The 26,257-nt window shown below is 61.5% G+C and carries 16 protein-coding genes; 4 read left to right on the forward strand and 12 right to left on the reverse strand.

All coding sequences use genetic code 11. The features are described 5' to 3' along the window. Positions 1-36: 36 nt before the first annotated feature. The gene (gene rpoC / locus IPK70_04325) at positions 37-4,335 is read left to right on the forward strand and encodes a DNA-directed RNA polymerase subunit beta' (GenBank protein ID MBK8226380.1); all 4,299 of its coding nucleotides are present in this window, start codon (positions 37-39) and stop codon (positions 4,333-4,335) included. 91 nt (positions 4,336-4,426) lie between these two features. Then, positions 4,427-4,747, forward strand: a complete 321-nt coding sequence (locus IPK70_04330) for a DUF3467 domain-containing protein (GenBank protein MBK8226381.1) — start codon at positions 4,427-4,429, stop codon at positions 4,745-4,747. Positions 4,748-4,801: 54 nt separating this feature from the next. On the opposite strand, the gene IPK70_04335 is transcribed toward IPK70_04330, so the two are convergent. From IPK70_04335 to IPK70_04355, 5 genes are all read right to left on the reverse strand, one after another. Next, positions 4,802-5,041: a hypothetical protein gene (locus tag IPK70_04335; protein MBK8226382.1), complete on the reverse strand. Its 240-nt coding sequence runs from the start codon at positions 5,039-5,041 to the stop codon at positions 4,802-4,804. Next, positions 5,038-7,320, reverse strand: coding sequence for a patatin-like phospholipase family protein (locus IPK70_04340; GenBank protein ID MBK8226383.1), 2,283 nt, complete (start codon positions 7,318-7,320; stop codon positions 5,038-5,040). Before IPK70_04340 ends, IPK70_04335 begins: the two co-directional genes overlap by 4 nt. Before the next feature lie 72 nt (positions 7,321-7,392). Next, positions 7,393-8,178, reverse strand: coding sequence for an ABC transporter substrate-binding protein (locus IPK70_04345; protein ID MBK8226384.1), 786 nt, complete (start codon positions 8,176-8,178; stop codon positions 7,393-7,395). Between the two features lie 227 nt (positions 8,179-8,405). Beyond that, a complete protein-coding gene (locus tag IPK70_04350) occupies positions 8,406-9,761 on the reverse strand; it encodes a pyridoxal-phosphate dependent enzyme (protein MBK8226385.1) in 1,356 nt (451 codons plus the stop codon). A gap of 178 nt (positions 9,762-9,939) precedes the next feature. Further along, positions 9,940-11,460 carry an ABC transporter permease gene (locus IPK70_04355; GenBank protein MBK8226386.1) on the reverse strand — a complete coding sequence of 507 codons (1,521 nt, stop codon included), beginning with the start codon at positions 11,458-11,460 and terminating at the stop codon, positions 9,940-9,942. A gap of 88 nt (positions 11,461-11,548) precedes the next feature. Here IPK70_04355 and IPK70_04360 point away from each other — a divergent pair, with 88 nt between their 5' ends. Next, positions 11,549-12,766, forward strand: a complete 1,218-nt coding sequence (locus tag IPK70_04360) for a DUF1343 domain-containing protein (protein MBK8226387.1) — start codon at positions 11,549-11,551, stop codon at positions 12,764-12,766. A 72-nt stretch (positions 12,767-12,838) separates the two neighbouring features. Here IPK70_04360 and IPK70_04365 read toward each other — a convergent pair whose 3' ends face one another. The 7 genes from IPK70_04365 to IPK70_04395 all read right to left on the reverse strand — a co-directional run bounded on the left by IPK70_04365 (position 12,839) and on the right by IPK70_04395 (position 25,579). After that, positions 12,839-13,636, reverse strand: a complete 798-nt coding sequence (locus IPK70_04365; protein MBK8226388.1) for a T9SS type A sorting domain-containing protein — start codon at positions 13,634-13,636, stop codon at positions 12,839-12,841. Next, on the reverse strand, positions 13,591-18,417 hold the full coding sequence (locus IPK70_04370) for a hypothetical protein (GenBank protein ID MBK8226389.1): 4,827 nt from the start codon (positions 18,415-18,417) through the stop codon (positions 13,591-13,593). Before IPK70_04370 ends, IPK70_04365 begins: the two co-directional genes overlap by 46 nt. A 138-nt stretch (positions 18,418-18,555) precedes the next feature. Beyond that, positions 18,556-21,039 (reverse strand): hypothetical protein, encoded by a 2,484-nt coding sequence (locus IPK70_04375; protein ID MBK8226390.1) that lies wholly within the window; start codon positions 21,037-21,039, stop codon positions 18,556-18,558. A gap of 186 nt (positions 21,040-21,225) precedes the next feature. After that, positions 21,226-22,974 (reverse strand): long-chain fatty acid--CoA ligase, encoded by a 1,749-nt coding sequence (locus IPK70_04380; protein ID MBK8226391.1) that lies wholly within the window; start codon positions 22,972-22,974, stop codon positions 21,226-21,228. Between the two features lie 94 nt (positions 22,975-23,068). Then, complete coding sequence (locus tag IPK70_04385; protein ID MBK8226392.1) at positions 23,069-24,265, reverse strand: DUF2807 domain-containing protein; 1,197 nt, start codon at positions 24,263-24,265, stop codon at positions 23,069-23,071. After that, positions 24,262-24,807, reverse strand: a complete 546-nt coding sequence (locus IPK70_04390) for an RNA polymerase sigma factor (protein ID MBK8226393.1) — start codon at positions 24,805-24,807, stop codon at positions 24,262-24,264. The genes IPK70_04385 and IPK70_04390 overlap by 4 nt, the downstream gene beginning before the upstream one ends. Positions 24,808-24,886: 79 nt before the next feature. Next, a complete protein-coding gene (locus IPK70_04395; GenBank protein MBK8226394.1) occupies positions 24,887-25,579 on the reverse strand; it encodes a DUF4918 family protein in 693 nt (230 codons plus the stop codon). 62 nt (positions 25,580-25,641) lie between these two features. Here IPK70_04395 and IPK70_04400 point away from each other — a divergent pair, with 62 nt between their 5' ends. Beyond that, on the forward strand, positions 25,642-26,241 hold the full coding sequence (locus tag IPK70_04400) for a T9SS type A sorting domain-containing protein (GenBank protein MBK8226395.1): 600 nt from the start codon (positions 25,642-25,644) through the stop codon (positions 26,239-26,241). The last annotated feature ends 16 nt before the right edge of the window (positions 26,242-26,257 follow it).

Consider the following 26,257-nt stretch of genomic DNA (forward strand, 5'->3'; position numbering starts at 1 on the left):
AGTTGTCCGAAAGAACGTAAGCACATCCGCGAGCACATGAAGAAGGACGTCAAGCTCAATAGCAACTTCAGCAAGATCGTCATCAACCTGGCCAGCCCCGAGCAGATCCTCGAGCGCAGCCATGGCGAGGTGATCAAGCCTGAGACCATCAACTACCGCACCTATAAGCCCGAGCGCGACGGCCTGTTCTGCGAGCGCATCTTCGGTCCGGTGAAGGATTTCGAGTGCCACTGCGGCAAGTACAAGCGCATCCGCTACAAAGGGATCGTGTGTGACCGCTGCGGTGTGGAGGTCACTGAGAAGAAGGTGCGCCGCGAGCGCATGGGGCATATCCAGCTCGTGGTCCCCGTGGCCCACATCTGGTACTTCCGCAGCCTGCCGAACAAGATCGGCTACCTGCTGGGCCTGCCCACCAAGAAGCTCGACCAGATCATCTACTACGAACGGTACGTGGTAATCAGCGCCGGTAAGGCCGTGAACAAGGAGGGCAATCCGGTGCAGTACCTCGACTTCCTCACTGAAGAGGAGTACCTGGACATCATCGAGCAGCTCGGCAAGGACAACCAGTACCTCGACGAGAACGATCCGAACAAGTTCATCGCCAAGATGGGCGCTGAGGCATTGCACGACCTGCTCAAGCGCCTCGACCTCGACAGCCTCAGCTACGACCTGCGCCACAAGGCCAACACCGAGACCAGCCAGCAGCGCAAGAACGAGGCCCTCAAGCGCTTGAATGTCGTGGAGGCCTTCCGCGATGCGAATACCCGCCGCCCGAACCATCCGGAATGGATGATCGTGAAGGTGGTGCCCGTGATCCCGCCCGAGCTGCGCCCCTTGGTGCCACTCGATGGCGGCCGCTTCGCCACCAGCGACCTCAACGACCTCTATCGCCGCGTGATCATCCGGAACAACCGCCTCAAGCGTTTGGTGGAGATCAAGGCCCCCGAGGTGATCCTGCGCAACGAGAAGCGCATGCTGCAGGAGGCCATCGACAGCCTCTTCGACAACAGCCGCAAGAGCAGCGCCGTGAAGAGCGAGAGCAACCGCCCGCTGAAGTCACTGAGCGATTCGCTCAAGGGCAAGCAGGGCCGCTTCCGCCAGAACCTGCTCGGCAAGCGCGTTGATTACAGCGCACGTTCCGTGATCGTGGTGGGCCCTGAGCTGAAGCTGCATGAGTGCGGCTTGCCTAAGGACATGGCTGCCGAGCTCTTCAAGCCCTTCATCATCCGCAAGCTCATCGAGCGGGGCATCGTGAAGACGGTGAAGAGCGCCAAGAAGATCGTGGACAAGAAGGAGCCTGTGGTGTGGGACATCCTGGAGAACGTGCTCAAGGGCCACCCGGTGCTCCTGAACCGTGCACCCACACTGCACCGCCTCGGTATCCAGGCCTTCCAGCCCAAGCTCATCGAAGGCAAGGCCATCCAGCTGCACCCGCTGGTCTGCACCGCGTTCAACGCCGACTTCGACGGTGACCAGATGGCCGTGCACGTGCCCTTGGGCAACTCGGCCATCCTCGAGGCCCAGCTGCTCATGCTCGCCAGCCATAATATCCTGAACCCGGCCAATGGCGCGCCCATCGCGGTGCCCAGCCAGGACATGGTGCTCGGCCTTTACTACATCACGAAAGGCCGCAAGACCGATAGCGAGCGCGCCATGAAGGGCGAAGGCATGACCTTCTACAGCCCGGAAGAGGTGATCATCGCTTACAACGAAGGCCGCCTTGACCTGCACACCTGGCTCAAGCTGCGCTGGCACAATCCGAAGACGGGCAAGTCGGAGATGATCGAGACTACCTGCGGGCGCACGCTCTTCAATGAAGTGGTGCCCGATGAGTGCGGCTTCATCAACGACGTGCTCACCAAGAAGGCTCTCCGGGACATCATCGGCATGGTGATGAAGGAGACCGGCGTTGCCCGTGCCGCGCAGTTCCTCGATGACATCAAGGACCTGGGCTTCATGAGCGCTTTCCGTGGCGGCCTGAGCTTCAACCTTGATGACGTGGTTGTCCCCGACAACAAGGAAGCGGTTGTGAAGGTGGCCCAGGCCGAAGTGGATGAGGTGACCAACAACTACGAGATGGGCCTCATCACCAACAACGAGCGGTACAACCAGACCATCGACATCTGGACGCATACCAACTCGAAGGTGACCTTCTCGCTGATGGAGCGCATCAAGAGCGACAAGCAAGGGTTCAACTCCATCTACATGATGATGGACAGCGGTGCCCGCGGCTCCAAAGAGCAGATCCGGCAGCTCAGCGGCATGCGTGGCCTGATGGCCAAGCCCCAGAAGAGCGGCGGCGGCGGCGGCCAGGACATCATCGAGAACCCCATCCTCTCGAACTTCAAGGAAGGACTTTCCATCCTGGAGTACTTCATCAGCACGCACGGCGCGCGTAAGGGCCTGGCCGATACGGCGCTGAAGACCGCTGACGCCGGCTACCTCACCCGCCGACTTGTCGATGTGGCGCAGGACGTGGTGATCACCAATCACGATTGCGGGACCTTGCGCGGCCTGATCGCCACGGCCCTCGTGAAGAACGAGGAAGTGGTGGAATCGCTCGCCGACCGGATCCTGGGCCGCGTGACGGTTCACGATGTGTACCACCCGCAGACCGGCGACCTGATCGTGCGCAGCGGCGAACTCATCAACGAGGACATCGCAGCCATCATCGGCAAGAGCCCGATCGAGGAGGTGGAGATCCGAAGCGTGCTCACCTGCGAGCAGAAGCAAGGCGTTTGCGCCAAGTGCTATGGCCGCAACCTGGCCACCGGCCGCAACGTGCAGCTGGGCGAGGCGGTCGGCGAGATCGCCGCCCAATCCATCGGCGAGCCCGGCACGCAGCTCACCCTGCGCACCTTCCACGTCGGCGGTGTGGCCGGCAAGATCACGGAGCAGAGCGAGATCCGCGCGAAGTACGACGGCATCCTCGAGCTCGATGAGCTGCGCACCGTGAAGAAGAAGGACCGCAAGGGCGAGGACGCCGAGGTGGTGATCAGCCGCAGCACCGAGATGCGCATCGTGGACGCAAACACCGGCATCGTGCTCACCACGAGCAACATGCCCTACGGCGCCTACTTCTACGCCAAGGGCGGCAAGGCGATCAAGAAGAACGACCTGATCTGCAACTGGGATCCGTACAACGCGGTGATCATCTCTGAACTGTCCGGTACGCTGGCGTTCGAGAGCATCGAGGAGAACGCAACCTATCGTGAAGAGATCGATGAGCAGACCGGCTTCGCTGAGAAGGTGATCATCGAGAGCCGCGATAAGCGCAAGAACCCCACGATCCGCATCATGGATCCCAAGGGCAAGGAGGAGCTGAAGACCTACAGCCTGCCTGTGGGCGCCCACATCATCGTGAAAGAGGGACAGAAGATCGAGGCGGGCGACGTGCTGGTGAAGATCCCGCGCACCGGAGGCAAGGGCGGTGATATCACCGGTGGCCTGCCGCGCGTCACGGAGCTGTTCGAGGCTCGTAACCCGAGCAACCCGGCCATCGTCAGCGAGATCGACGGCATCATCTCCTACGGCAAGATCAAGCGCGGCAACCGTGAGATCTTCGTGGAGAGCCGGACCGGCGAGCGCAAGACCTACATGGTGCCATTGAGCAAGCACATCCTGGTGCAGGAGAACGACTTCGTGAAAGCCGGACAGCCGCTCAGCGATGGTTCCATCAGCCCTGGTGACATCCTCGACATCCAAGGCCCCACCCGCGTCCAGGAGTACCTCGTGGACGAAGTGCAGGAGGTTTACCGAATGCAGGGCGTGAAGATCAACGACAAGCACTTCGAGGTGATCGTGCGCCAGATGATGCGCAAGGTGGAGATCGAGGATCCGGGCGATACCCGCTTCCTGGAGCGCCAGAGCGTGAACAAGATCGAGTTCATGGAGGAGAACGATTCCATCTATGATAAGATGGTCGTCTCCGATGCAGGTGATAGCACCACGCTGAAGGTGGGCCAGATGGTGAGCATGCGCAAGCTGCGCGATGAGAACAGCGGACTGAAGCGCCGCGACGCCAAGCTGGTGCAAGCCAACCCCGCGAAGCCCGCAACGGCGCGCACCATGCTCCAAGGCATAACCCGCGCCAGCTTGCAGACCGAGAGCTTCATCAGCGCGGCTTCCTTCCAGGAAACCACCAAGGTGCTGAATGAGGCCGCCGTGAATGCAAAGGAGGACCACCTGAAGGGCCTGAAGGAGAACGTGATCGTGGGCCACTTGATCCCCGCCGGTACCGGCGCCCGCGGCTACCAGAACACCTTCGTGGCCAACAAGGAAGAGTACCAGCGCCTTGTGTCAGAGCGCCTTGAGGAGCAGGAGATCGATGAGTAACCCAGGAGCGTTCAGTTAGCGAGTCAGCGAGCGGCGAGTCCTGGACTTGCCGCTCGCTGCTTGAACCTTGCCGCTCCATCAATGGAACATCATGGCTGACCAGAAAGACCAACCCCGCCCCAACCAGCTGAACATCGAGATCAGCGAAGAGGTGGCTGACGGCGTTTACAGCAATCTCGCGATCATCACCCACAGCAACTCCGAGTTCGTGCTCGATTTCGTGCGCGTGATGCCCGGTGTGCCCAAGGCCAAGGTGCGCTCGCGCATCCTGCTCACGCCGCAGCATGCGAAGCGCCTCATGCGCGCCCTCGCCGATAACATCGGCAAGTTCGAGCAGGTGCATGGCCCCATCCGCGATACCGAGATGCCCGAGATCCCGATGAACTTCGGCGGCCCGGCCGCTCAGGCGTGACCTGCGCATAGCCGGTCACGAAGCCCTCCTTCACCGAGGGCTTCTTCGTTCCGGTCAGAGCCGCATCGCTTTCATGCGCTGAGCAACGCCCGCATCGGCGCACAGCTTCCGCAGCTCGCGCTCCACGTGCTTCGCGTAACCATCGCTTGCATAGCCGTGCTCGATCAGATGCAGTTCGAGCACCAGGCCATCCACGGCTTCCCACAACGCTTCGTCCGGCCGAAGGCCCCAAGGGAGCAGCGTGTAATCGCCCTTCACGGATTCGTAAGCGTCGAGCAGGTCGTGCGTGATCATTCGTGCTGCCGCTGATTGAAGAGGATGTAGCCGAAGTTGAGGCTCCAGGCCCAAGGCTCCCGCAACTGGTCGAAGTAACTGAGGTTGAACCAGACCGGCCCGATCGGGCTCTGGTAGATGAGCGAGCCGGAACCGATGTAATAGCGCTCGGTGAAGGCAGGGGCGGTTGTGCCTTCATTGCCTTCGCCCCGCACGATGGGCTCGTAAGGCTGGAACACGTACGCTTCGAGCCGCAGGTCGAGGCGCTCACGCGCCACCGCGATGATCGACCGCAATCCGCCGGCGATGTACTTGGGGGCGCGGAACTGCTCCATGAAGTATGTGCGGCTCTCGGGAGTTGGCTCGAACGCAGGCGCCCGGATGATGCTGGCCGTGTAGTTCTGGAACATCGGCATGGTGCTGTACACGCCTTCGGCAAGCACGCCGAATCGCACCTTCCCGCGCGGAAGGAGATACTGGTCCCATTGCGCCTTCACCGAGAACCAATCATGCTGGTCAAGGAATCGCTGGCCCGGCTCCGTTTGCGTGCTCCCGGCAACCGTGCGCTCCTTCCCGGAGTAGCCGCGAATGCAGAGGCTCAAGGCCTCGCCGGCATTGGGGTGCTGCTTGCGGTTGAGCGAGTTGCGCGTTAGGAACAGGCCGCTCGTTCCGTAATCGAAGTAAGTGACGTCGCTCGTATCACGGCCGGTGAAGGCGTCGGTCTGGTAATAGCTGTCGCGCGTTTCGGCCACCTTGGCATCGAAGCGGATCAGTCCCTTGTTGCCCATGCCAATGCCTGCGTTCAGGCCGCCCCAGGTCTCCTTCATCACCACGAAGCTGGGCTGCACTTCATCGAAGAAGGTGCTGAAGCTGCTGAAGTAGTCCCAGCGCTGAAGGGCGAATACCGGCTCCAGGTACATGGGAACGCGCGTGGCCAGATCGCTGCGCACGCGCACATGGGCCGATTGGTAATACTTGCCGAAGTATGAACTGGCCTGAGCGTACATGCTCGCGCGGCTGAGGAGATTGTAGCGCAACGCGACCATGCCGGTGTTGATGGGGCGCGAGGAGAACATGCCCCCGAAGCGCACCTCCAGCCGCTTCTGGCGCTTCGCCGTGAGCGTGAGGTCGTAACGGCTGGTCGCGGCGTTGAAAGTGGCCCGCGGATGCATGAAGGCGATGTTGTTATCCGCGAGCAGGCGGAAGTACGCGCGCTTGAGATTCTCAGCCTCGAGAGGTTTTCCGGAGCGGTCCACCACGCGAGAGGCGTAGCGCGTGGCGGAGCGCCGCAGGCCGACGATGCTCACTTGGTCGAACAGCAGCTTGGGCATGCGCGCGCGGAAGGCCATGCGTCGTGCCCGCAATCGGTCCGGATCAGCACGTGCATGGATCTGCGCAAGGATCTCCGGCATGCGTTCCTGAGCTGCACGGTACCCATCGTCGATGGCTCGCCCGGGATCCGAGAAGTCGAAGAGCGAGACTTCGGTGCGGGGCTCGATGATCACGCCGTTCTCGCAGATCACGGAGAAATTGGTGGGCTCCTGCATCATGGCCCGCAACTGGCTCACCAGGTCGTCTTCGTCGGGGGGCGATGAATTGCTGCTCACGTTGCTCCCGATGATCAGGTCAGGGAAGAAATCAGAGTACATCACGTCGCTCGGGAAGTTGTTGTACAGCCCGCCGTCCATCATCAGGTGGCCGTCGACGCGGATGGGTTTGAAATAGAACGGATAGCTCATGCTCGCTCGCACGGCCAATGCCAGGTCCCCTTTTCGGAACACCACCGAACGTTGCGCGGTGATGTCGCTGGCCACGCACCGGAAAGGCACGAAGAGGCTGTCGAGGTTGTAGCCCGAGGCCGCCGCAGCAGGGGCGAAGCCGCGCATCTGTTCGAAATCGAGCAGGGCAGGGCTGCGCAGGTTGGTCGGCAAGGAGGTCTGGATCAGCGTATCCACATCGAAGCGCAGGTTGATCAGGGAGGCGTCTGGACGGTCCTGCTTGAAGTAGTACGTGTGCTTGGCCTCTGGGCCGCCCTCGGCCATGATGCGGTAGAGGTCGGTGCGGAAGAGCGAATCCATCTCCGCCGGTGAATAGCCTGATGCATACATGGCCCCTACCAACGCGCCCATGCTGCTGCCGGTGATGCAATCGATGGGAATGCCATTCTCTTCCAGCGCTTTCAGCACGCCGATGTGGGTCATGGCCGTGGCGCCGCCGCCGCTGAGCACCACGCCAACGCGCTGGCCCTGCATGCGCGCAACGGCGAGCAGGAGCAGGACGGCGGTCAAGAGGCGGTGCATGCGGCGGTACGCAAAAGTAGCCTTGCACCATTCGTGCCTTTGCCGCCGATGTGATCCTTTGGCCGTTGCCACTCAGGTCACGCACCCTTCGATCCGCAACGAGGCGATCAGCCCGCTGAAATAGGCTGGTGCTTTCAGTAAGCGGCTGCCGTACCAGCTGAAGGCCTCGCCATCGACCAGCCGCACCGGCGTGCCTGGGCAGATCATGTTGAGCTCAGCGATGTGCTTCTCCATGAAGGGGTATGGCTCTGATGAGAGCAGGATCACGTCCGGGTCGGCCTCCGCCACTTCCTGCGCGGTGATCTCCGGATAGCGGGCATCGCCTTCATCGAAGACATTGATCAACCCGCAGCGCTTGAGCATATCGTCCACGAAAGTGCCATGACCGGCCACCATGAAGGGCGCACGCCAGATGAAGAACGCCACCGTGCGAGGCTCTTCCAAAGGTCGAAGGGTGGCGAAAGCTTGCCTTATGCCAGCAGTGATGGACACGGCTCTGGCCGTTGTTCCGGTGAGTTCGCCCGCGCGAAGGATCATGTCCAGCGCGCCCTCAAGATCACGCACATCACTCATCCACACCGGGAATTCCTTCTCCAGTTCATGGATGTCCTTCCGCTCGTTCTCTTCCTTGTTGCCGATGATCAAGTCCGGCTTCAGTGCGCGCACCTTCTCGATGTCCACCTTCTTGGTGCCGCCCACACGGTGCTTGGTCTTGAACCAGGTTTCCGGATGCACGCAGAACTTGGTGATGCCGACGACGCGGTCACCCAGGCCGAGGTCGTAGAGCAGTTCGGTTTGTGAAGGGACGAGGGAGATGATGCGCCGTGGCATATCTGGTGCTTCGACCTGGCGATCCATTTGGTCGATTAAGCGTGCCATGTTCGCCGGACTATGGGTAAAGGAGGAAAGCCATCAGAGAGACAATCAATACGAGCTTAAGTAGGCCAAGCCAAGCGTTGTCACGTGAGCGCCATTCCCGATAGACAGTCGTCCGCATACCGCTTATGCCTTTCCGTGCGAAACCCCCAAGCATGTCCAACAAGGTCCAAGCCCCTTCAAAGACATCACCTAGATGGCTCCTCCGGTTACTTCAGCTTCCCGATGATATCCTGCTTCGTCAGGATCCCCAAGCCGTTCGGCATCTGCACGAGCACGGCCGGTGAGCCATTGCCCAATTTGCTGGCGATGTCCTCCAGAGTGGTATCCGCGCCGATCACGGGCAGGGCAGGGCCCATGACCACACGGGCCTTCTGCGTGCGCACATCGGCGTCCTCCAGGATCGCATCGAACAGCCGCGCATCGGTGATCGTACCCACCGGGTTACCGTTCTCCATCACCGGCAACTGGTCGATGTTGTGCTTGCGCATGCGATCGATGGCGTAGAGCACGGGCTCTTCGGCTTCCACTGAGATCAGCCCCAGGTCCTTGCCTTTGAGCAGGTCACCGGCGGTGGGCTTCTCTTCCACCAGGAAGCCGCGCTCCCGCATCCAGTCATCGTTGAACATCTTGCCCACGTAACGCGTGCCGTGGTCGTGGAAGATGATGACAACGACCTCCCCTTTCTTGAAGTTGTCCTTCAGTTGCAATAGGCCTGCCATGGCGCTGCCCGCGCTGTTGCCCACGAAGATGCCTTCGTCCTTCACGATCTTCCGGGTGAAGATCGCGGCGTCACGGTCGGTCACTTTCTCGAAGTGGTCGATGAGGTCCATGTCCACGTTCTTCGGCACGAAGTCCTCGCCGATGCCTTCGGTGATGTACGGGTAGATCTCGTTCTTGTCGAATATCCCGGTCTCCTTCAGCTTCTTGAAGACCGAACCGTAGGTATCGATGCCCCAGACCTTCAGCTTGGGGTTCTTTTCCTTCAGGAAGCGTGCAGTGCCGCAGATGGTGCCGCCGGTGCCCACGCCAACTACCAAGTGGTCCACCTTGCCGCCGGTCTGCTCCCAGATCTCAGGGCCAGTGCTCTCGTAGTGCGCCTGCGCATTGCTCGGATTGTCGTACTGGTTGGCCTTCCAGCTGTTCGGTGTCTCATTCACCAAGCGCGACGAGACCGAGTAATAGGAGCGGGGGTCTTCGGGATCCACGTTGGTGGGGCACACGATCACCTCGGCTCCGAAGGCGCGCAGGATATCGACTTTCTCCCGGCTCTGCTTATCGGTGGTGGTGAAGATGCACTTGTAGCCCTTGATGATGGCCGCAATGGCCAGGCCCATGCCCGTGTTGCCGCTGGTGCCTTCGATGATGGTGCCACCGGGCTTCAGCAGGCCTGCCTTTTCCGCATCCTCCACCATCTTGATGGCCATGCGGTCCTTGATGCTGTTGCCGGGGTTGAAGGTCTCCACCTTGGCCAGCACGGTTGCGGCGACGTCCTTGGTGATCTTGTTCAGGCGAACCATGGGCGTATTGCCGATGGTGGTGAGGATGTTCTCGTGGATCTTCATGGCGCTGGCGAAGGTAGGATCGCCCAGCCGGTCGCGTAGGTGTAACGTCACTCCGGAGCGCAGGAACTGCGGGGCCGTGGGCGACAGCGCATCCAGGGTCTCACGGAGCACGGAACGCAGTGATTGGTGGGATTCCGGGTCGCGCTGGCAGAGCCTCGCTTGCCTGGAGTGACGTGCGCTACGCGAACCGGATCGCCTTGGCCGGCGCGATGCGGGTTACCAGCATGCTGGGCAGGACCATCGCAAGCACGCATATGAACAAGGTGCCGACGTTGAGGGCGATGATCGGCATCAGGTCAAGGTCAACCACCACCCGGTCGACATAGTAGGTCTCCACGGGAAGCTTCACGATACCGAAGCGCTGCTGCACCAGTGCGAGACCGATGCCCAAGAGGTCGCCCAACAGGATGCCCATGCCGAGGATGTAGGAAGCGTTGACCAGGAAGATCCGCCGGATAGCTCCGTTGCTGGCGCCCATGGCCTTCAAGGTGCCGATCATCGGTGTGCGCTCAAGGATGATGATGAGCAAGGCGCTGGTCATGTTGATGATGGCAACGATCACCATGAGCACGATGATGACCACCACGTTCTTATCCAGCAGCTCCAACCAAGCGAATATCTCGGGGAAGCGATCGCGCACGCTGAGCGAGCGCAGGTTGCTGGGCAGGTACTCGGTGTACACGAGGTCGTCAAGGCGCGTGACATCCTCGAAGCGTTCGAGGATTACCTCGAAGCCGCCGCAGTACTTGCGGTAGCTGCCGCCGCTGCCACTGCGCTGCACGCTGATGCTGGTCACGATCATTTCCGTTCCGAGGCTGCTTATATGCGGCATGATCCGGTCCGGCGTGATGAGCACGATGGCCGTATCGGGGATGGTGCGGTCGGCATCGTGCACCACAAGGGTGAAGCTCGTATCGCGTGGCGCTCTTCCCATGGGCGCGTGCGGGAAATCGGGGACATGGCGCTCGTAGAGCTGCACGCGGTGCGGCCCAGGTCCTTTCAGGTCAGTGCCCGGCCATTCGTATTCGTAGATCCTATCGCCGCCGAATGCGTGCCCTTGAAGCACCACGAAGCTGCCGTACTCCAATTCGCCCACGCTGATCTCCGCCTTCAGTCCCCATTGCGCGAAGCGTTGCAAGTGGTCGATGTCGACGAAGGCGAGATTGTGGTCGATCTGCTCCAGGCCCGTCTGGTACACGCCGCACACCCGGAACTTCCGAGGGCGTATGTCGTCGCGCCCGCGCACGAGGTAAGTCGTGATGGTGTCGTTCGTGCCGATGCGCAACCGGTCGGCGTGGTGCTTCGAGAGAAGCAGATCGATGGGCCGCGCGCTATCGGCGATGGCCGGCAAGCTGCCGGATCTCAGGTGCGCGGACAGGAAGCTCGTGTCGTAATCGGCGCCGATGCCCTTGAGGACAACGCCTTCGATGTCGTTCTCCGTCTCGATGATGCCGGGGCGGGTGGCATAGACTTGGATATGCGCGATGCCCGGAACGGTATCGAGCCAGGGATAGAACGATTGCTCAATGGGAATTCGCAGGGTCTCCTTCGGATCGGTCTGGCCGATTGCCGCGATCTGCAGGTGCGCCGAGGCTCCGGTTACTTTCGCCCGCACCTCGCGCTGGAAGCCCCGCGTGATGCCCACAGTAAGGATCATGACCGCCATGCCCACCACGACGCCCCCTATGGCAATGGCCACGATCGGGCGCGAGAAGCTCGATGTGCCTGTGGAGCTGCCGCGCACGATGCGCCGGGCGATGAAGTGCGCGAAGGCCACTGCGGATGCGATGCGGCCGAAGATAGACCGTGCGTCATGGCTGGGCCTTGTGCTGCTCATCGGCAATGCCTTGGACGCCACGGCACAAGCGCCGAAGCTCGTGGCCAAGGGCGAACCTGAGGTGCGCGTTGGAGCAGAACGAACCGAGGAATACCTGCCGCTGCTGGCCAACCAGCGCATTGGTGTCGTAACCAATCATACGGGCCGGATTGGCCGCATCCACTTGGTCGATTCACTGGTGGCGCTCAAGGTGGAAGTGGTTAAGGTGTTCGCTCCGGAGCACGGCTTCCGTGGTGATGCCGATGCCGGTGAGCAGGTGAAGGACCACCGAGACCCGCGCACCGGCCTGTCCATCGTTTCGCTTTACGGCAAGAGCAAGAAACCGAGCGCCGCGCAGCTCGCGGATGTGGATGTACTGCTCTTCGACATTCAGGATGTGGGTGCGCGCTTCTACACCTACATCAGCACCCTGCACTATGCGATGGAGGCCGCGCTCGCTCACCAGAAGAAGGTGATCGTGCTCGATCGCCCTAACCCCAACGGTTTCTACGTCGATGGCCCTTTGCTCGATACCGCGTACCGCTCATTCGTAGGCATGCATCCGGTTCCGATCGTGCATGGCATGACCATCGGCGAGTATGCGCGCATGATCAACGGCGAGGGCTGGCTTCCCGATGGCATGCGCTGTGACCTGACGGTGATCGCGTGCGAGGGCTATGAGCACGACCTGTTCATCAAGCTGGATGAGCGCCCATCGCCGAATCTGCCGAACATGGCTTCTGTTTACCTGTATCCGTCGCTCTGTTTATTCGAAGGCACGGTGGTAAGTGTGGGCCGCGGCACGGAGAAGCCTTTTCAGTGCATCGGGTATCCAGGCAATCCCGTAGGTGATCACCGCTTCACGCCGCGTGCTATGCCCGGAGCGAAGGACCCGCCGCATAAGGGACATGAGTGCAAAGGACTGGACCTCGAGGCTTACGGTGGTTTCCAGAGCCGCATGGAGAAGCGCATCAACCTGCAGTGGCTCGTTGGGCTCCATGCCGAAGCACCGGAGAAGGCCGGCTTCTTCACGCCCTTCTTCGATAAGCTGGCCGGCAGCAAGGACTTGCGCGAGCGGATCCAGCGCGGCGATAGCGAAGAGGCGATCCGCGCGTCATGGAAGCCGGGCTTGGAGCGCTTCATGAGGATCCGCTCCAAGTATTTGCTGTATCCCGACTTCAAGCCTTGAACGAAAGAAGCCCCGGCCTCCCGCTGCACAGCGGCATGGCCGGGGCTTCTCTTCAATGCGTCTCGCTCGCGACTACTTCTGGATCACCAGGCGCTCGGTGTGGATCGCGCTGCCGGCCGCGATGCTCACCAGGTACATGCCGTTGGCCAGCTCCCCGTTCAGGGCGATGGCGGTGTTCACGTAGCCGTCCTGCACCCCGATGGTGCGCTGGGCCACGCGCTTGCCGAAGCTGTCGTAGATGTCCAGGTTGATGGACTCCACGCCCTCCTCAACGCTGCTCAGGCTCAAGAAGAGCTGATCGCCGCGGTTCGGGTTCGGGTACATCGCCACGCGGGCCTCGCTCGCCGTGGTGCTGCCGCCCTCTTCAGCCATGCCGAAGCTGCAGGTGGTGGTGAGCAGGCAGATGTCGCCGTAGGGGTCGCTGCTGTGGCACCAGGTGGAGCCATTGTTGAAGCTCGCGCGCACATCCACCTCATAGGTTTTGCCGCAGGTGAGGCCGTTGGTGTTCACCCAGTACTGCCCCGTGGCGCTGGTCTTCACGATGGTGATGTTCTCCGATGGGATGCGGAAGCGGAACTGGTAGCGGTTCGCGTTCTGCCAGAATGCGCTTGAGCAGGTGGGGCCTGGCTCCACCAAGCGCTTCACCGGACGCGCATGCACGAGCTGGGTGGAGCCGATCGTGCGGCTCTGGCCGCAGCTCAGGTACTGGTTGCCGGGCAGGTCCAGGAGCTTGGTGCGGGGGCACGATGCCAGAGCGTTGTTCAGCATCATGCGGCAAGCGGGGCCCCAGTTGTTGTACACCCCGCCGACGAGGGCGCGCACTTTCACGTTGTACAATACGCCTTGGGCAAGCGGGAGGGTGCTGAGCAAGCAGTGCGTGGAGGCTTGGGCGCGCTTGAAGCTGAGCCCCCGTTCGGATCATAGAACCAGAACTGGTAACCGGTCGCCAACGGATTGGCGTTGGCCACGATGAAGGCTTGGCCGCATGCGTATGGCGCCCAGTCGAGCTTATCGCAGCTGGTGTAGATCAGGCGGTCGGTGCCCACGGGCAGGCAGAAGCCCTCGTTGCCCGCGATCTGGCTGGTGGCTCCGCTGGTGAAGCCGCCGTTGCCGTACTGGTCGTGGAGGTTGTCGATCAGGCGCACGCTGCTGTTGACCTTAAGGAGGTAGCCGCCGTTCACGATGCCATCGCCGGCACCATCAGTGACCACGAGGTAGAAGCAGCCATCGGGCAGGCAAGTAGCCTCAGAACCATTGCCGACCAGGGCGCCGCCACCGCTCTGCACAAGGATGTTGGTGCCTTGCTCGAACAGTTGCCAAGTCAGGTCGTCATAGCCATCAGCCTGGTACACGAAGTCCAAATCGGTGGTGCAGGGAACGCCAGCGCAGCCGCAGGTTGGCCCTGTGCCGATCACATCGAGCACGGTCTGCGAGTCGCCATCATCGCAGGCATCACCCGGGTTGGTGTTCGCCGCGGTGGGGCACACGTCGCAGGCATCGCCGTCGCCGTCGCTGTCACCATCCTCTTGCAAAGGGTTGGGAACACTCACGCAGTTGTCATCGATATCGCAAACACCATCATTGTCGGCATCGGCAACGCAGGGCGCCTCAGGCGCAAGGGCCACACCACGGAACGCGGTATTCGCGGGCGCCGTGGCAATCGTGGCTCCTGTGCTGCCTGCGCCGGTATCCACGATGCGCACCAGTCGATTCGTTCCTTCCGTGGTGGTAGCGTAGATCACTGGATCCGCGCCGCTGAAATCCACCTCCAATCCGCGCGCTCCTGTTGTGCCATCAACCGCCAAGGTGTAGCTGAGCACCCAGTTGCCTGCGATGAAGTCCCAACGCTGCACGCCGCCACCGGAAGAGAATGCCCGGTCATCAGCGATGTAGCAGATGGTGGTGGCGGGGTTGAAGGTGAACTCATAAGGGCTAGCGCTTCCTCCAGCATTGATCACAACGGTGCTGGTCTGACCAGTCGTGGTGGGCAATCCGCTTCCAACGGCCCAAACCCCTCGGCTTGCGCCGGAGCCGGTTGAGAAATACAGTTGACCGTTGTGCACCTCCATCGCGCGGTTGTTGGTGAGCGTGGTGCTCACGGTAGCCGGTGCGCCAGGACCGAAGTAGGCGATTCCGGTGTTGGCGCCCGCGCTCCAGAAGTCGGTGCCTTGGCTGGCGGCGCCACGGACGCTGCCGCCGCTGAAGAAGCTCGCGCTCGTGGCTTCGCGCACGAAGGATGCGGCGTTATCCATGGAGCCGATCGCGCGATTCACGGAGGCCGAGGTGCTTGAGGTCAGGTTCCCTGCTCCAGGAAGCGTTTGCGCATAGCCAGCGAACACGAGCTTGGCCTTGTCAGCGGAGCGCGACAGAGCGCCTTCGGTGGTCGCGGTGCCGCTCACGACAAGCGGATCAGTTGCACCAGAGGGCAATTCGATGCTGATGGTGCTCGCGCCGGCGCCGGTGAATTCACGCAGCACGATCGGATTGCCCGTATTGGTGAGCGCGCCGCTGCCGTTGCCTGCTTGCAGCACCACGATGTTGCCATTCGTGAACTGCACTGGGACTCCGGTGCAGCTGCAATTGGGCTGATAGGTGTCGTTCGTGGTATTCGCCTGGCCATCGTTGCAGGGTGATCCGGGGATGGCCGATCCGCCTGGCACTCCAAGGCAGTCGAGCGGTTGTCCGATGCAGGCGCATCCGGCGCTCCATGTGTCGTTGCCGGTATTCGGGTCCAGGTCATCACAGGGTGAGCCCGGCAGATCGCTGCCACCGGGCACGTTGAGGCAGTCGATCAGCTGGCCGACGCACAGGCATGTTGGGCTCCATGTATCGTTGCCGGTGTTGGCGTCGTTGTCGTTGCAAGGCGTGCCGGGCAACGCGGGGCCGTTCGGAGTTCCTTCGCAATCCACGGTCTGGCCCAGGCAGCTGCAATCGCCTTGCAGCACGTCATTGATCGTGCTGTTGTTGCCATCATCGCAGGAAGAGCCCACGGTGCCTGCCACCGCAGGGCAGAGGTCGGTGTTGTCCGCGACGTAGCCGACTGGCTGCACGCAGGCAATTTGGCTGTCATTGGGATCGCCAAGGTTATCGCCTTCAGTATCAGCGTACCAAGTGGTGGGCGCATCGAAGTTGGCATCGCTCGTCGTGAACACGATGGGCGTGGTGCCCGAGGCCGGGTTCACGGTGCTGCCTGCTCCGGACCACGTGCCGTTGCTGCTTAGGCCGGGGCAGTTCACCAGCGCCGCGGTTGCCACATCGCGCTGCTCGATCCGGCGGATGCCATCAGGAAGGGTGGTGGGCAGGTAGGCGCCCCAACGGCCGACCTGGCCATCAACACCTGCATCATGCCAAGTGGTGTATGTCTGGTCGATGCCGTCACTCTCCGCCCAAGTGCCCCAGACGGGGCGGCCCGTGCCGGCCTCATTGTCGTAGAGGAACACCATGTTCTCGGCAGCAGCGCTCGATTCGCCGCGCGCCGCGCGAGCGGTGCCTGTCGGCACGATCATGCGGATGGTGTTCGTGGTCCGCACCGAATTGGTGATCGCGAGCCCGCCGAAGCCGTTGTTGAGCTGCACGTAGAAGTACACGTCGTTGCCATCATTGAACACCGCGTTGCCAGTTGGCACCATGCTGAACCAGCCCGTGTAGCTGCCGGTACCATCGGTGGTGAGTTCGGCGCTGCGCGTGTTCGTGGTGAACTCATCCCCGTCGAGCACAGGGGCGTTCACGCCCTTGCTCGAGGTCTGGCCGGTGATATGCCCGAAGGCGCCAGCCGTATTGTTGATCGCGTACATGTTGCCCGCTGATGAGGCCAGGCCCAGGCTCGCATTCGTGCTTGCACCCACGATGTAGCGATAATTCGCGTTCGGAACCAGGTTGTCCAGTTGCAGCCTGCAGAGGTATGGGAGGCGCGTGCCTGAGGTGCTTCCGTTCACGGCATACTGAGGGAGGATGATCTCCGTGAGCGTCGGCTCATCGGTGATAACGATCGCCGGGCTGTTGCCGTCATTCAAGCCGGTTGCTGTCGCGGTGAGCACATAGGTGCCGGGCGCATCGAAGCTGATGTCGTTGAAGGTGGCCGTGCCGTTCACCGCAGTCTGGGTGAGCGTTCCGGCGATGTTGCCGGGGCCGATGAAAACGCTGATCGTTACCGCGCCGCCGAATTCGGTAGCCACGGTGGCATCCCCGCGGAGCGCATCAACCTGGAAGGCTGCGACCACCTGATTGGTGAGGCCGCTGGGCGGCATGTTGCTGAAGCTCAGATCCTGCGCGGCTCCCAACACATCGAACGGCGCGCTGAGGCCGTCGGTGAGCGCATCACCGGTCGTTACCTCAGCATTCAGCACGACGCCGGCGTCGGTGATATCATAGAGCAAGCCTGTGATCACGACGGTGTGCGTGCCTGCCAGGATCGTTCCTGTCAAAGTGCCGCTGAGCGAGCCAGCGCCTTGATCAACCGTAATGAGCACGTTGGTATTAGCCGCAACGTTCTGCGGATTGTTGCTTCCGTCCTGCGCTTGCACCGTCACGCTGAACCCCGTGTTCTCAATCACGTTGCCGCCGCCATTGATGCTGGTGATCGCCAATTGCGTAGGACCAGAGACCGCAATGCCCGTTCCGGTCACTGGCACCGGTTGGTTCGATGCACCCGTGCTCGAGCAGGTCACATCGGCGCCGTAAGCGATGGCTGCAGCAGGGCTGAAGCGCACATGGATCGTGGTGGCGCTCACGGTGCCGCTGGTCGGTGTGATGGCTACGGGGTTATTGCTCCAATCGCTTCCGTCAAGCGAGACTTCGAATCCAGCCGGGGCCAGCACTTCGAGGTCATCAGTCAGGTTGCTTCCGCTCACCAGGAAGGTCTGCGCAGTGCTATTGCTGCCCACGTTCACGTTGCCGAAAGCGCCTGTGAAGCCCGTAAGGTTGGTGCTGATGGCAGGTGCGGCCGTCGCGGTGAGCGAGAAATCATCCACGCCCATGCCATCGTCGGCTCCAGATGCGTTGAAATCGGTCCAGCGGATGAAGAGCGTGGCACCATTGGCGATGCTCAGTCCGGTCAGCGTGTGGCTGATGGCCGCGCTGTGCAGCATGCTGCCGCTGGCGGTGGCCAAGGCGGCCACGTTCGCGTAGTCCAATGCATCAATATCATTCCAAGTGCCCGTGGTCAGGCTCGTGGCATTCGTGCTGTACTGGAAGTCGAGCCGATCGAAGCGGTTGATAGCCCCGATGCGCCAAGTTTCGCCGGTATACGCGATGGCCACGTTGGTGATGGTGGAGCCGGTATTGTTAACCAGGAAGAAACCGATCGTCGGAATGTTGCTTCCGCTCTGAAGGCCGCCGATCGCACGCTCCGTATTGCCGCTCAGGCCGAAGTGGAATGAATTACCCCCGTTAGAGCTCCCGGTGCCAGCGTCCATCTGGGTATTGCCGCTCGATTCGAGGAAATACCAGCCGTTCACAGCGCTGCTGTGCAGGTTGAGGTCGCCACCGGCCACGGAGATGTTCGCGGTGCCCAAGGCACTGAAATCCTGCGTGTAGGGTGAGCCGAGCGTGGTGTAGCTGTGCTGCGCGGATGCTGATGCGATGAGGATGACGAAGGCCGAAAGGGCCCAAGCAGCGCGAAGCCGATGCGGTGTAGGGTTGAAGAGTCTCATGGTCGGGGAGTTGGGTTTCACGGGCCGAAATTGATGGTGCAGCGTCAACTGCAGGTAAAGGGGATCCGAAGGTGCAATGAATCCGCTCAACCGCGAATCGGGGAGCACAACTTGTTGATAAATGAAATGCGGAGCGCCTCAGTCGCGCAGCAGGCGCAGCGTCCATGAACGCTCACCTTGAATGACATGGAGCTGGTAGGCCCCAGCGCGAAGGCCACCAAGGGGCCATTCGAACCGGTCGCCATCCCCTTCTTTGCGCGCCTGGGCCACCAACCGGCCGGTTGCGTCAACGATGCGCAGGTCGGTCCGGCCGGCAGGAAGGCCTTGGATGAAGGCCATCTCCCGCACCGGATTCGGGTAGAGCGCTGGTTCCGGGCCATCGGCTTCGAACCGGACCGGCACCGCATGGCTATCGGACCAGCGGCCATCCGTATCGAATTGGCGCAACTTGTAATAGCTCAGGCCAGGCCACGGGGCACGGTCGAAGGCGCGATAGGTGAGTTGCGATTGGCTCGTGCCTGCCCCGGGAACGGTCGTCACGGATTCATAGGCCACGCCATCACGGCTCCTTAGGATTTCATAATGGTCATTGTTCAATTCGGAAGCGATGGTCCAGTCGAGCCGGACCAGGCTGTTGTCGGCCATGGCATCGAAACGGAGCAACTCAACCGGCAGCGGGCTCAGGATGTGCGTGAGGGTAAAAGGGCCGAAGGCGCTCACATTGTTCGCCGTTGCCCAATAGGAGCCATTGCCCACTGATTCCAATTGGTCTTCCCAATAAGGCACTGCGCTATTGTATCGTTGGGCGCGCAGGCTCAGCGGATCGGCCAAAGGAGCGCTCGGCAGCTCACTGGCCATGTACGAGAAGGTAAGCAGCGTGTTCGGAGTGCCGGTCACATCGATCTGCCAGAACCGATCGACGGTGGCTTCGGCGTTATCAGGCAGCAACCCGTAGCCACTGGGCAAAGCGGTGACCAAGGTGGGCGTAACAGGCAAAGGCATGTTATCCGGGGGCGTGCCGTAGGTCGCCATGGTTACACTGCCGGCATCGCCACTGAGCAGGTCGAAGGTGAAAGGGATGTACGCCGTGGCCGTGCCGAAGGGGACCAGATGCGCACCGGTAGTTGTGCCGATGGCCCAGCGAACGCGGCTGGCGTTGTCGGTGCGCTCGCTGCGGATATGCCGCGTGGTGCCGAATGTGCTGTTCGATGCGATGGCGCCGACGGATGAATTCAGCAAGGTGAGCATCCGCCCATTCAGATCGAGGATCGCTGCCGTAGTGTTCAGGTTGAGCACCTGCGCCACACGTACATCTGAGTTCATCTGCACCAAGGGCTGCCCTGCGGTCTTGGCGATGCGCCAATTGAAGAAGTCCTCGCCACCTGCGGTGTTGATCACTTGTGTGCTTGTGGTGCCACTGAAGAGCACCAGCCCGGTGCGTTCGTTGAAGCCGGTTGTACCATAGTTCGTCCAATTCCCGTACACGGTCACCTGGAAATTAGAGATGGTGACATCGAGCTCCGGCGTGCCCGTGGCATTGAGGATATCCAGGTTGCCCTTGATCAGCAGCGTGCCGAGGATGGTCTTGGTGCCCGTGCCGGTGATTCGCAAGTTGCCATATCCCCCTACGACATTCGGAACATTCTGGATGCCTGCCCCGGAGTAGATCGTGAGGCTCGCAGCGTCGAAGGCGTACTGATTGTTGTTCACGATGTACGCTGGCCAAGCTACCGGGGTGCCGGTGATCTCGAGCGTGGCGCCAGCGTTCACGAACATCCGGTGCCAGGCCGTCCCAGAACCAGCCGCGTGCACTTGGGTGGCGCGCACGTAACCACCGGGGCCGATAGTGATGCGGCACTCGTTCGCCACGAGCGTGTTATTCGTGGTCGCGTAAAGGATGCCGGGAATGATCAAGCTGCCGTTCACCGTGATAGACCCCCCCAATTGTGCGGCATCGGCGCCTGCCAATCCATCGATGCTCACGTTGCCTGTGCCGGCGGCACCCACCAGCGCCAGGGTGCTGCCCGCGTTGATGGTCACATGGAAATTGCTCGCCGCAGTGCAGCCATTGTATAGCATGGTGGTGCTGCCCGCGCTGAAGCGCAGGTTCACGTTCATGCCGATGGTGAAATTCGTGGTGCCGAGCGCTGCGCCGCTGATGGGATGCGTGGTCACCGTTTTCCTGATCCGGGCTGCATTGGCTGCCCCGGTTCCGCTCATGGTGATGTTCGCTCCATCGATGCTCAGGCTGATGCCATCCAATGTGGCGCCATTGCCCAAGTTGCCGTTCACCAGGATCTGGCCGGTGTGCGCCGGAGCCACACCGTACACGTGCACATAGCTCAGGTTGGTTGCGCCGGTGTTGTTGTTGTAGAGCCGCCCCGTGGGTTCAATGAACAGCTCTGCGCAATGGTAGGTGCTGCCGAATGCAGCAGTGACGGTGGTGCCGGTCCTGATCCAGACCCGGTTATTGGCATTCGGAACGGCGGACGCCGCTGGCGAACTTGCCCAACTGACCCCGTCATAGACCCTCCAAGTGGCGACGGTGTTCCAAGCTCCCGTCACCCACGAGCCATAATCGCCTGCTGTCTGCCCATGAGCCAAGGCGCAGGCACAGGTCAACAGGAACCCCAACGAGGAACGGAGCGCAACAGTGCGAAGGCTCATTTGGGTCCTCACGAGGGGCAATGAAAACAGATCCATGGAACGAGCGCGACAAATATAAGACGCCAAACCGGCGCCCAGGTGGCTGAATGCCCTGTTACGCTTAGATTACCAGTGGGTTGCGTGAGCTTGACGTTATTGAGGCTATTCCGCGTATATGCTCTCGACAAGCGCTTGGTTCTTGGCCATTATCGGCTTTCTCTTGAGCTTCAAGGATGGTGTGAGATCGCCGCCGTCAATCGTGAGTTCGGCCGAAAGCAGAGCAATCTTCTTCACGCGCTCCCAATTGCCCATATCGGCATTGGCGGCTTCCACATCCCGGAAGATCCGATCAACGATCCTCTTATCGGCGATTACCTGCTCACGGCTCTCGAAGGGGATGCCCTTCAGCGCGCAATAGTCCTTCAGGAAAGCGAAATCAGGCACGATGAGCGCAGCCGGGAACTTCCGGTTCTCTCCGATCACCATGGCCTGTTCAATGAAGCGTGATTGCTTGAGTCGGTTCTCCAGCACTTGTGGTGCCACGTACTTACCGCCGCTGGTCTTGAAGATCTCCTTCTTGCGGTCCGTGATTCGCAGGAACCCTTCAGCGGTCAGTTCGCCGATATCGCCGGTATGCAGCCATCCATCGGCGTCCAGCGCCTCCTTGGTCAATTCGGGCTCGTTGTAATAGCCCACCATGATGTTGGGCCCGCGCGCCAAGATCTCACCATCAGGCGCGATGCGCACTTCCACCCCGGGAATAGGCCGCCCCACGGTACCGAATCGGAGTCCATCGTTGCGCAAGTCGTTCACGCTGATCACGGGGCTGCTCTCGGTGAGGCCATAGCCTTCCATCACGGGCACGCCTGCCGCATTGAAGACGCGCGCCAACCGCTCCTGCAAGGCAGCACTGCCGCTTGCCACAACGCGGCATCTGCCGCCGAGCGCCGCCTGCCACTTGCTGAAGATGAGCTTCCGGGCGATGGCGAGCTGCACGTTGTACCACCAGCTGCGGCCATGCACGTCATACTTGAAGCCCAATTCCAGCGCCCAGAAGAAGAGCTTGCGCTTGATTCCCGAGAGCGCCTCGCCCTTCGCGATGATCTTGTCGAAGATCTTCTCCAGCAGGCGCGGCACTGCGGTGAACACATCGGGCTGCACTTCGCGGATGCGATCGCCCAGGTCCTCGAGCGATTCCTGGAAGTAGATGCTCACGCCCACGTACAGGTACATGTACATGAGCATGCGCTCATAGATGTGCGAGAGCGGCAGGAAGCTGATGCAGCGCGCATTGCTGTCAACCGGGAAGCGCTCGATGCTGGCCAGCAGGTTGCTGATCACGTTGGAGTGCGTGAGCATCACCCCTTTGGGCTTGCCCGTCGTACCGCTGGTGTAGATGATGGTGGCCAGGTCGCCGCCCTTCACGCCGGCCTCATAGGCGCGCAGCGTGCCGGCTTGCGCGGCATCGCCAAGGTCGAGCACCTCGCTCCAATGCCGCGCTCCACCGATGCGGTCGAAGGTGAAGCAATGCGATGCGATCCCTCCACCGGCTGCTTTCGCATGCACATCACTGTTGCTGCTGAAGCACACGTTCACGGAGGCATGCTTCAGGATGAAAGCGTAATCGTCCTTGCTGCTCGTGGGGTAGATGGGCACGGTGACTGCGCCGATGCGCAGGATGGCCTGGTCCACTAGGGCCCACTCACTGCGATTGCCGCTGCAGATGGCCACTTTATGGCCTGGCGCAACGCCCAAGGCCATCAGTCCGAGCGCCAGCCGCTCACTGATGTCGATCAGCTCTTGGGTGGAGTAGGGCCGCCATTGGCCGTTCTCTTTCGTGGCGATGGCGTCGGCCTTCGGGTAGTGGGCGAGTTGGTGGCGCGGGATGTCGAAAAGGCGTTCGATGGGCATGCGACGAAGATAGCAGCGCGCTCATTGCGCGTGCCCGTGCATCATGCGCCTCGCTGATGCGCTACCGGGAGCGCGGCCGCCGAACCGATTGGACCTAATAACTCATGGTGCCAACCCCTCGTGGCCGGGCGCCGCCGCTCCCGGATTGCACGACCTGGCCGGAGCCAGAGATGCTGCTGTCCATTTCGCCGCTGCAGTTCACGATCACGTCACCCGAACCGGAGATCCGCACTTTGCAGGTGCCGGATTCAAGATCACCCGCGGATACATTGCCCGAACCGGATATGCCGATGTCAAGGCTGCCCGTTCGGCCGGCTGCGCGCACATCACCGCTGCCGGCGATGCGGATGGTGGTGGCGCCCGATACGTTCACTTCGCCAAGCACGATATCGCCAGAACCTGCGATGTTCATGCGAAGCGATCGGGCTTCGCCCATGGCCGCCACGATCATATCGCCGGAGCCGGCCAATCCGAGCGTGAGCTCTTCCGCCCGCTTGAACTCACCCACAGCGAGGTTCCCGGATCCAAGCACCTCGAACCGATCGATCACGGGCATTCGGATGGACACGCTGACCGAGCTCTCACAGTTCAGTTTCGACCACTTCTCATGGTCCTTGTCGATCCGCAACAGACCTTTCTCGACGGAAATCCTCAGTCGATCCAGGGCTTGCTGATCGCCCATTGCGGTCACGGAGAATTCGCCTTCGCTTACCGTCACGTCGATGCTGGTCGCGAGCTGCACTCCGGTGAATCCCTTCAGATCATAACTACGGCTGTTCCGGTCGATAGTGAGCACTACGGCAGGGAAGCCCCCGGCGGTCTCGGTGTTCAGGCTTGCCAGAAGAACAACTCCTCCTTCCTGGGATTCGGATTCCAATGGAGGCGCTATTGGCTCGGCTTTCATTGGAGCGGGCGGTGCCTTGGTGGGCTCAGGCTCCTTGGCGGGGAGCGCATTGACCTTAGGCAGATCGAGCACAACGGCTGCGGCCTCCTCTGCCATTGGCTCAGTGATCGGAAGTTCTGCAGGTGCGGTTTCCGGCATTGCGGCTTCGGCTCTGGGCATGGCCGATTCGCTTGGTGAAGCGAGGTAAAGGCCGCCGGCCAGGATGATCGATCCAGTGGTTGTCATGGCTATGGAGTTCATGTGGAGTTTGCACCAAGCGAGCCAGCCCGCACCAGCGCCTGCCAGCGGGAAGGCGAGCACCATGAGCCCCACCTGATCCAAGGAGAGCTCCGCCGGCAACTCGCGCAGCGGCTTCAGAACGGGCGCTTCATCGATGGGGCCTTTCATAGCATCAGGGTCTTGAATGCGTCGAGCGCAGCGTCCGTCTTCTGGTGAGTTCCGTGACCGAGCATTTCGCGGACAGCCGCACGCGCTCGGCTCACGCGGGTCTTCATCGCATTCTCGTTGGTGCCTTGTATCGCAGCGATCTCTGCCATGGACAATCCGCTGACCTCGAAGAGCACGAGGGCGTCACGCTGTTCGGTGGGAAGGCGCTCAAGCGTGGCGTAGAGGATCTCCACATCGAGGAGCATCTCGGCATTGGCGCCCCGCGCCTGCAAGCGTGCCGTTTGCTTCTCAAAGAGATCGGAGCTGCGCTTGTTCGTTCGCCAGGCACTTGCCGCCCGGTTCTTCGCCGCGCGGATCAGGTAATGCAGCAGCTCATGCTTCTTGCGGATGGAATCGAATCGCTGGAACGCGCTGAGCAGCACGTCCTGCACGAGGTCCTGAGCGTCCATCTTTCCATGGGCCAGCGCCGAGCAATACCGGACGAAGGGCTCGTGGCAAGGCTGGTATGCCTGCATGAATGCGCTGCGCTTGTCTTCGGGCACGGTGGCGGGTTCGGTGCAAGGAATGTCGCCGAAGCAAAGGAGAGGTTACGGGCCTGGGACGAATAGTTGGCCCTGGCATTCACGCATCCTGGAGCGCATCAAGGTAACTCGCCACGTATCGCTCCACGCTCTTCGCCTTGTATTGCATGATGAAGCGCGGATGGTCCAAAGGCGTGATGCGCTTGAATAGCCCGAGCTCAACCAGGAACCGGAAGTTCTCACGCTTGCCCAGGCAGAGCGCATGGTCGCTCCGGCAACCGGCGGCGATCAATCCCTTCAGCCATTCGGCGGCCATTGGACGAACAGCAGTTGAGAGGTCCATCCGGTCATAGTAGTTCAGGTTCACCATGTTTCCATTCTTGCCTGCGGCGATGAATCCGAACGGGAACACTGAATGCACATACGCCCGACCGTAGAACTGATGAGGCCCGCCAGCGGCAAGAACGAGTTGCTTGAAGAAGCGGCTGCTGGTTTCCGGTCGAGAGTCGGGCAGGTCATGTGCGATGCCGAGCACCTCGCGCACGTCATTCGGATCGGTGAATGCAATGCCGGTGAGGCCTGCTCCGAAGCGCCCGGGATTGATGCCCAGCAGCAGCGTTCGCGGATTGTTGTCGTCGAAGTAGCTGCGGTGGAAAGCGGTGACGAGGCGTTGCACCTCGAAGCCATGCCCACCAACGAAAGGATCCAGCAGGCTTACGCCAAGGGGCAGTCGCACGCGCTCGGGTTTGAAGCTGAAAGTGAGGTCGAGCAATCGGTCGGCGAGCGTGGTCATCCGGTCAGGGCGTGAGCGGGCATGCGACGAAGCTCGGCATTCGTTGCCATTACCTTCGGACCATGCGCGCGCTCTCGTTGTTCCTCGCCTTGGCGGCCTGCATGGCCAGCCGCGCTCAGGATGGCGAGCATCCGTTCATCCAATCCTTCACGCTCACGGTGCTCGATGGCCGGATCCATGTGGAGTGGGTGATGACCGGCGGGAGCACTTGCGATGGCTCACAGGTGGAGCGCTCCACGGATGGGGTCGATTTCAGCGTTGTGCATCGCATCGATGGCCTTTGCGGCGACCCCGCGGTCCCTGTGCTCTACGATTGGTACGACGAGGCACCGCCTGAATTGAGCACGGTGCACTTCCGCATCGCCTTCTCCGGACAAGGTCGCAGCTCGGCGAAGGCGGTTGAGTTCCGCCAGCTGATTGAATCGGACTTCCGCTTGTTCCCATCGCCGACACTTGGCTCAAGCACCGTGCTGCTGCGTGTTCCCTTGAGCGCCCTGGTCGATCTCGCCATCAGTGATCCGCAGGGCAGGGTGGTCCTGTTGCGGAACGGCTTGGTTGGCCGTGAGCATCCGCTCGACTTGAGTTCGCTCCCTGGCGGGGTTTACACGGTAACGGCTATGGCCGATGGCCGGAGCTTCGCAAGCCGTGTAGTGAAGCAATGATCAGCAACGCAGCGGG

The sequence above is a fragment of the Flavobacteriales bacterium genome, from assembly GCA_016712535.1.
GTDB lineage: Bacteria > Bacteroidota > Bacteroidia > Flavobacteriales_F > PHOS-HE28 > PHOS-HE28.

What these genes read in the sequence shown, in the direction of transcription:
- rpoC (MBK8226380.1), top strand. Translation starts at nt 37, where the DNA reads ATGAAGAAGGACGTCAAGCTCAATAGCAACTTCAGCAAGATCGTCATC.
- IPK70_04330 (MBK8226381.1), top strand. Translation starts at nt 4,427, where the DNA reads ATGGCTGACCAGAAAGACCAACCCCGCCCCAACCAGCTGAACATCGAG.
- IPK70_04335 (MBK8226382.1), bottom strand. Translation starts at nt 5,041, where the DNA reads ATGATCACGCACGACCTGCTCGACGCTTACGAATCCGTGAAGGGCGAT.
- IPK70_04340 (MBK8226383.1), bottom strand. Translation starts at nt 7,320, where the DNA reads ATGCACCGCCTCTTGACCGCCGTCCTGCTCCTGCTCGCCGTTGCGCGC.
- IPK70_04345 (MBK8226384.1), bottom strand. Translation starts at nt 8,178, where the DNA reads ATGGATCGCCAGGTCGAAGCACCAGATATGCCACGGCGCATCATCTCC.
- IPK70_04350 (MBK8226385.1), bottom strand. Translation starts at nt 9,761, where the DNA reads ATGAAGATCCACGAGAACATCCTCACCACCATCGGCAATACGCCCATG.
- IPK70_04360 (MBK8226387.1), top strand. Translation starts at nt 11,549, where the DNA reads ATGCGGCCGAAGATAGACCGTGCGTCATGGCTGGGCCTTGTGCTGCTC.
- IPK70_04370 (MBK8226389.1), bottom strand. Translation starts at nt 18,417, where the DNA reads ATGAGACTCTTCAACCCTACACCGCATCGGCTTCGCGCTGCTTGGGCC.
- IPK70_04380 (MBK8226391.1), bottom strand. Translation starts at nt 22,974, where the DNA reads ATGCCCATCGAACGCCTTTTCGACATCCCGCGCCACCAACTCGCCCAC.
- IPK70_04385 (MBK8226392.1), bottom strand. Translation starts at nt 24,265, where the DNA reads ATGAAAGGCCCCATCGATGAAGCGCCCGTTCTGAAGCCGCTGCGCGAG.
- IPK70_04395 (MBK8226394.1), bottom strand. Translation starts at nt 25,579, where the DNA reads ATGACCACGCTCGCCGACCGATTGCTCGACCTCACTTTCAGCTTCAAA.
- IPK70_04400 (MBK8226395.1), top strand. Translation starts at nt 25,642, where the DNA reads ATGCGCGCGCTCTCGTTGTTCCTCGCCTTGGCGGCCTGCATGGCCAGC.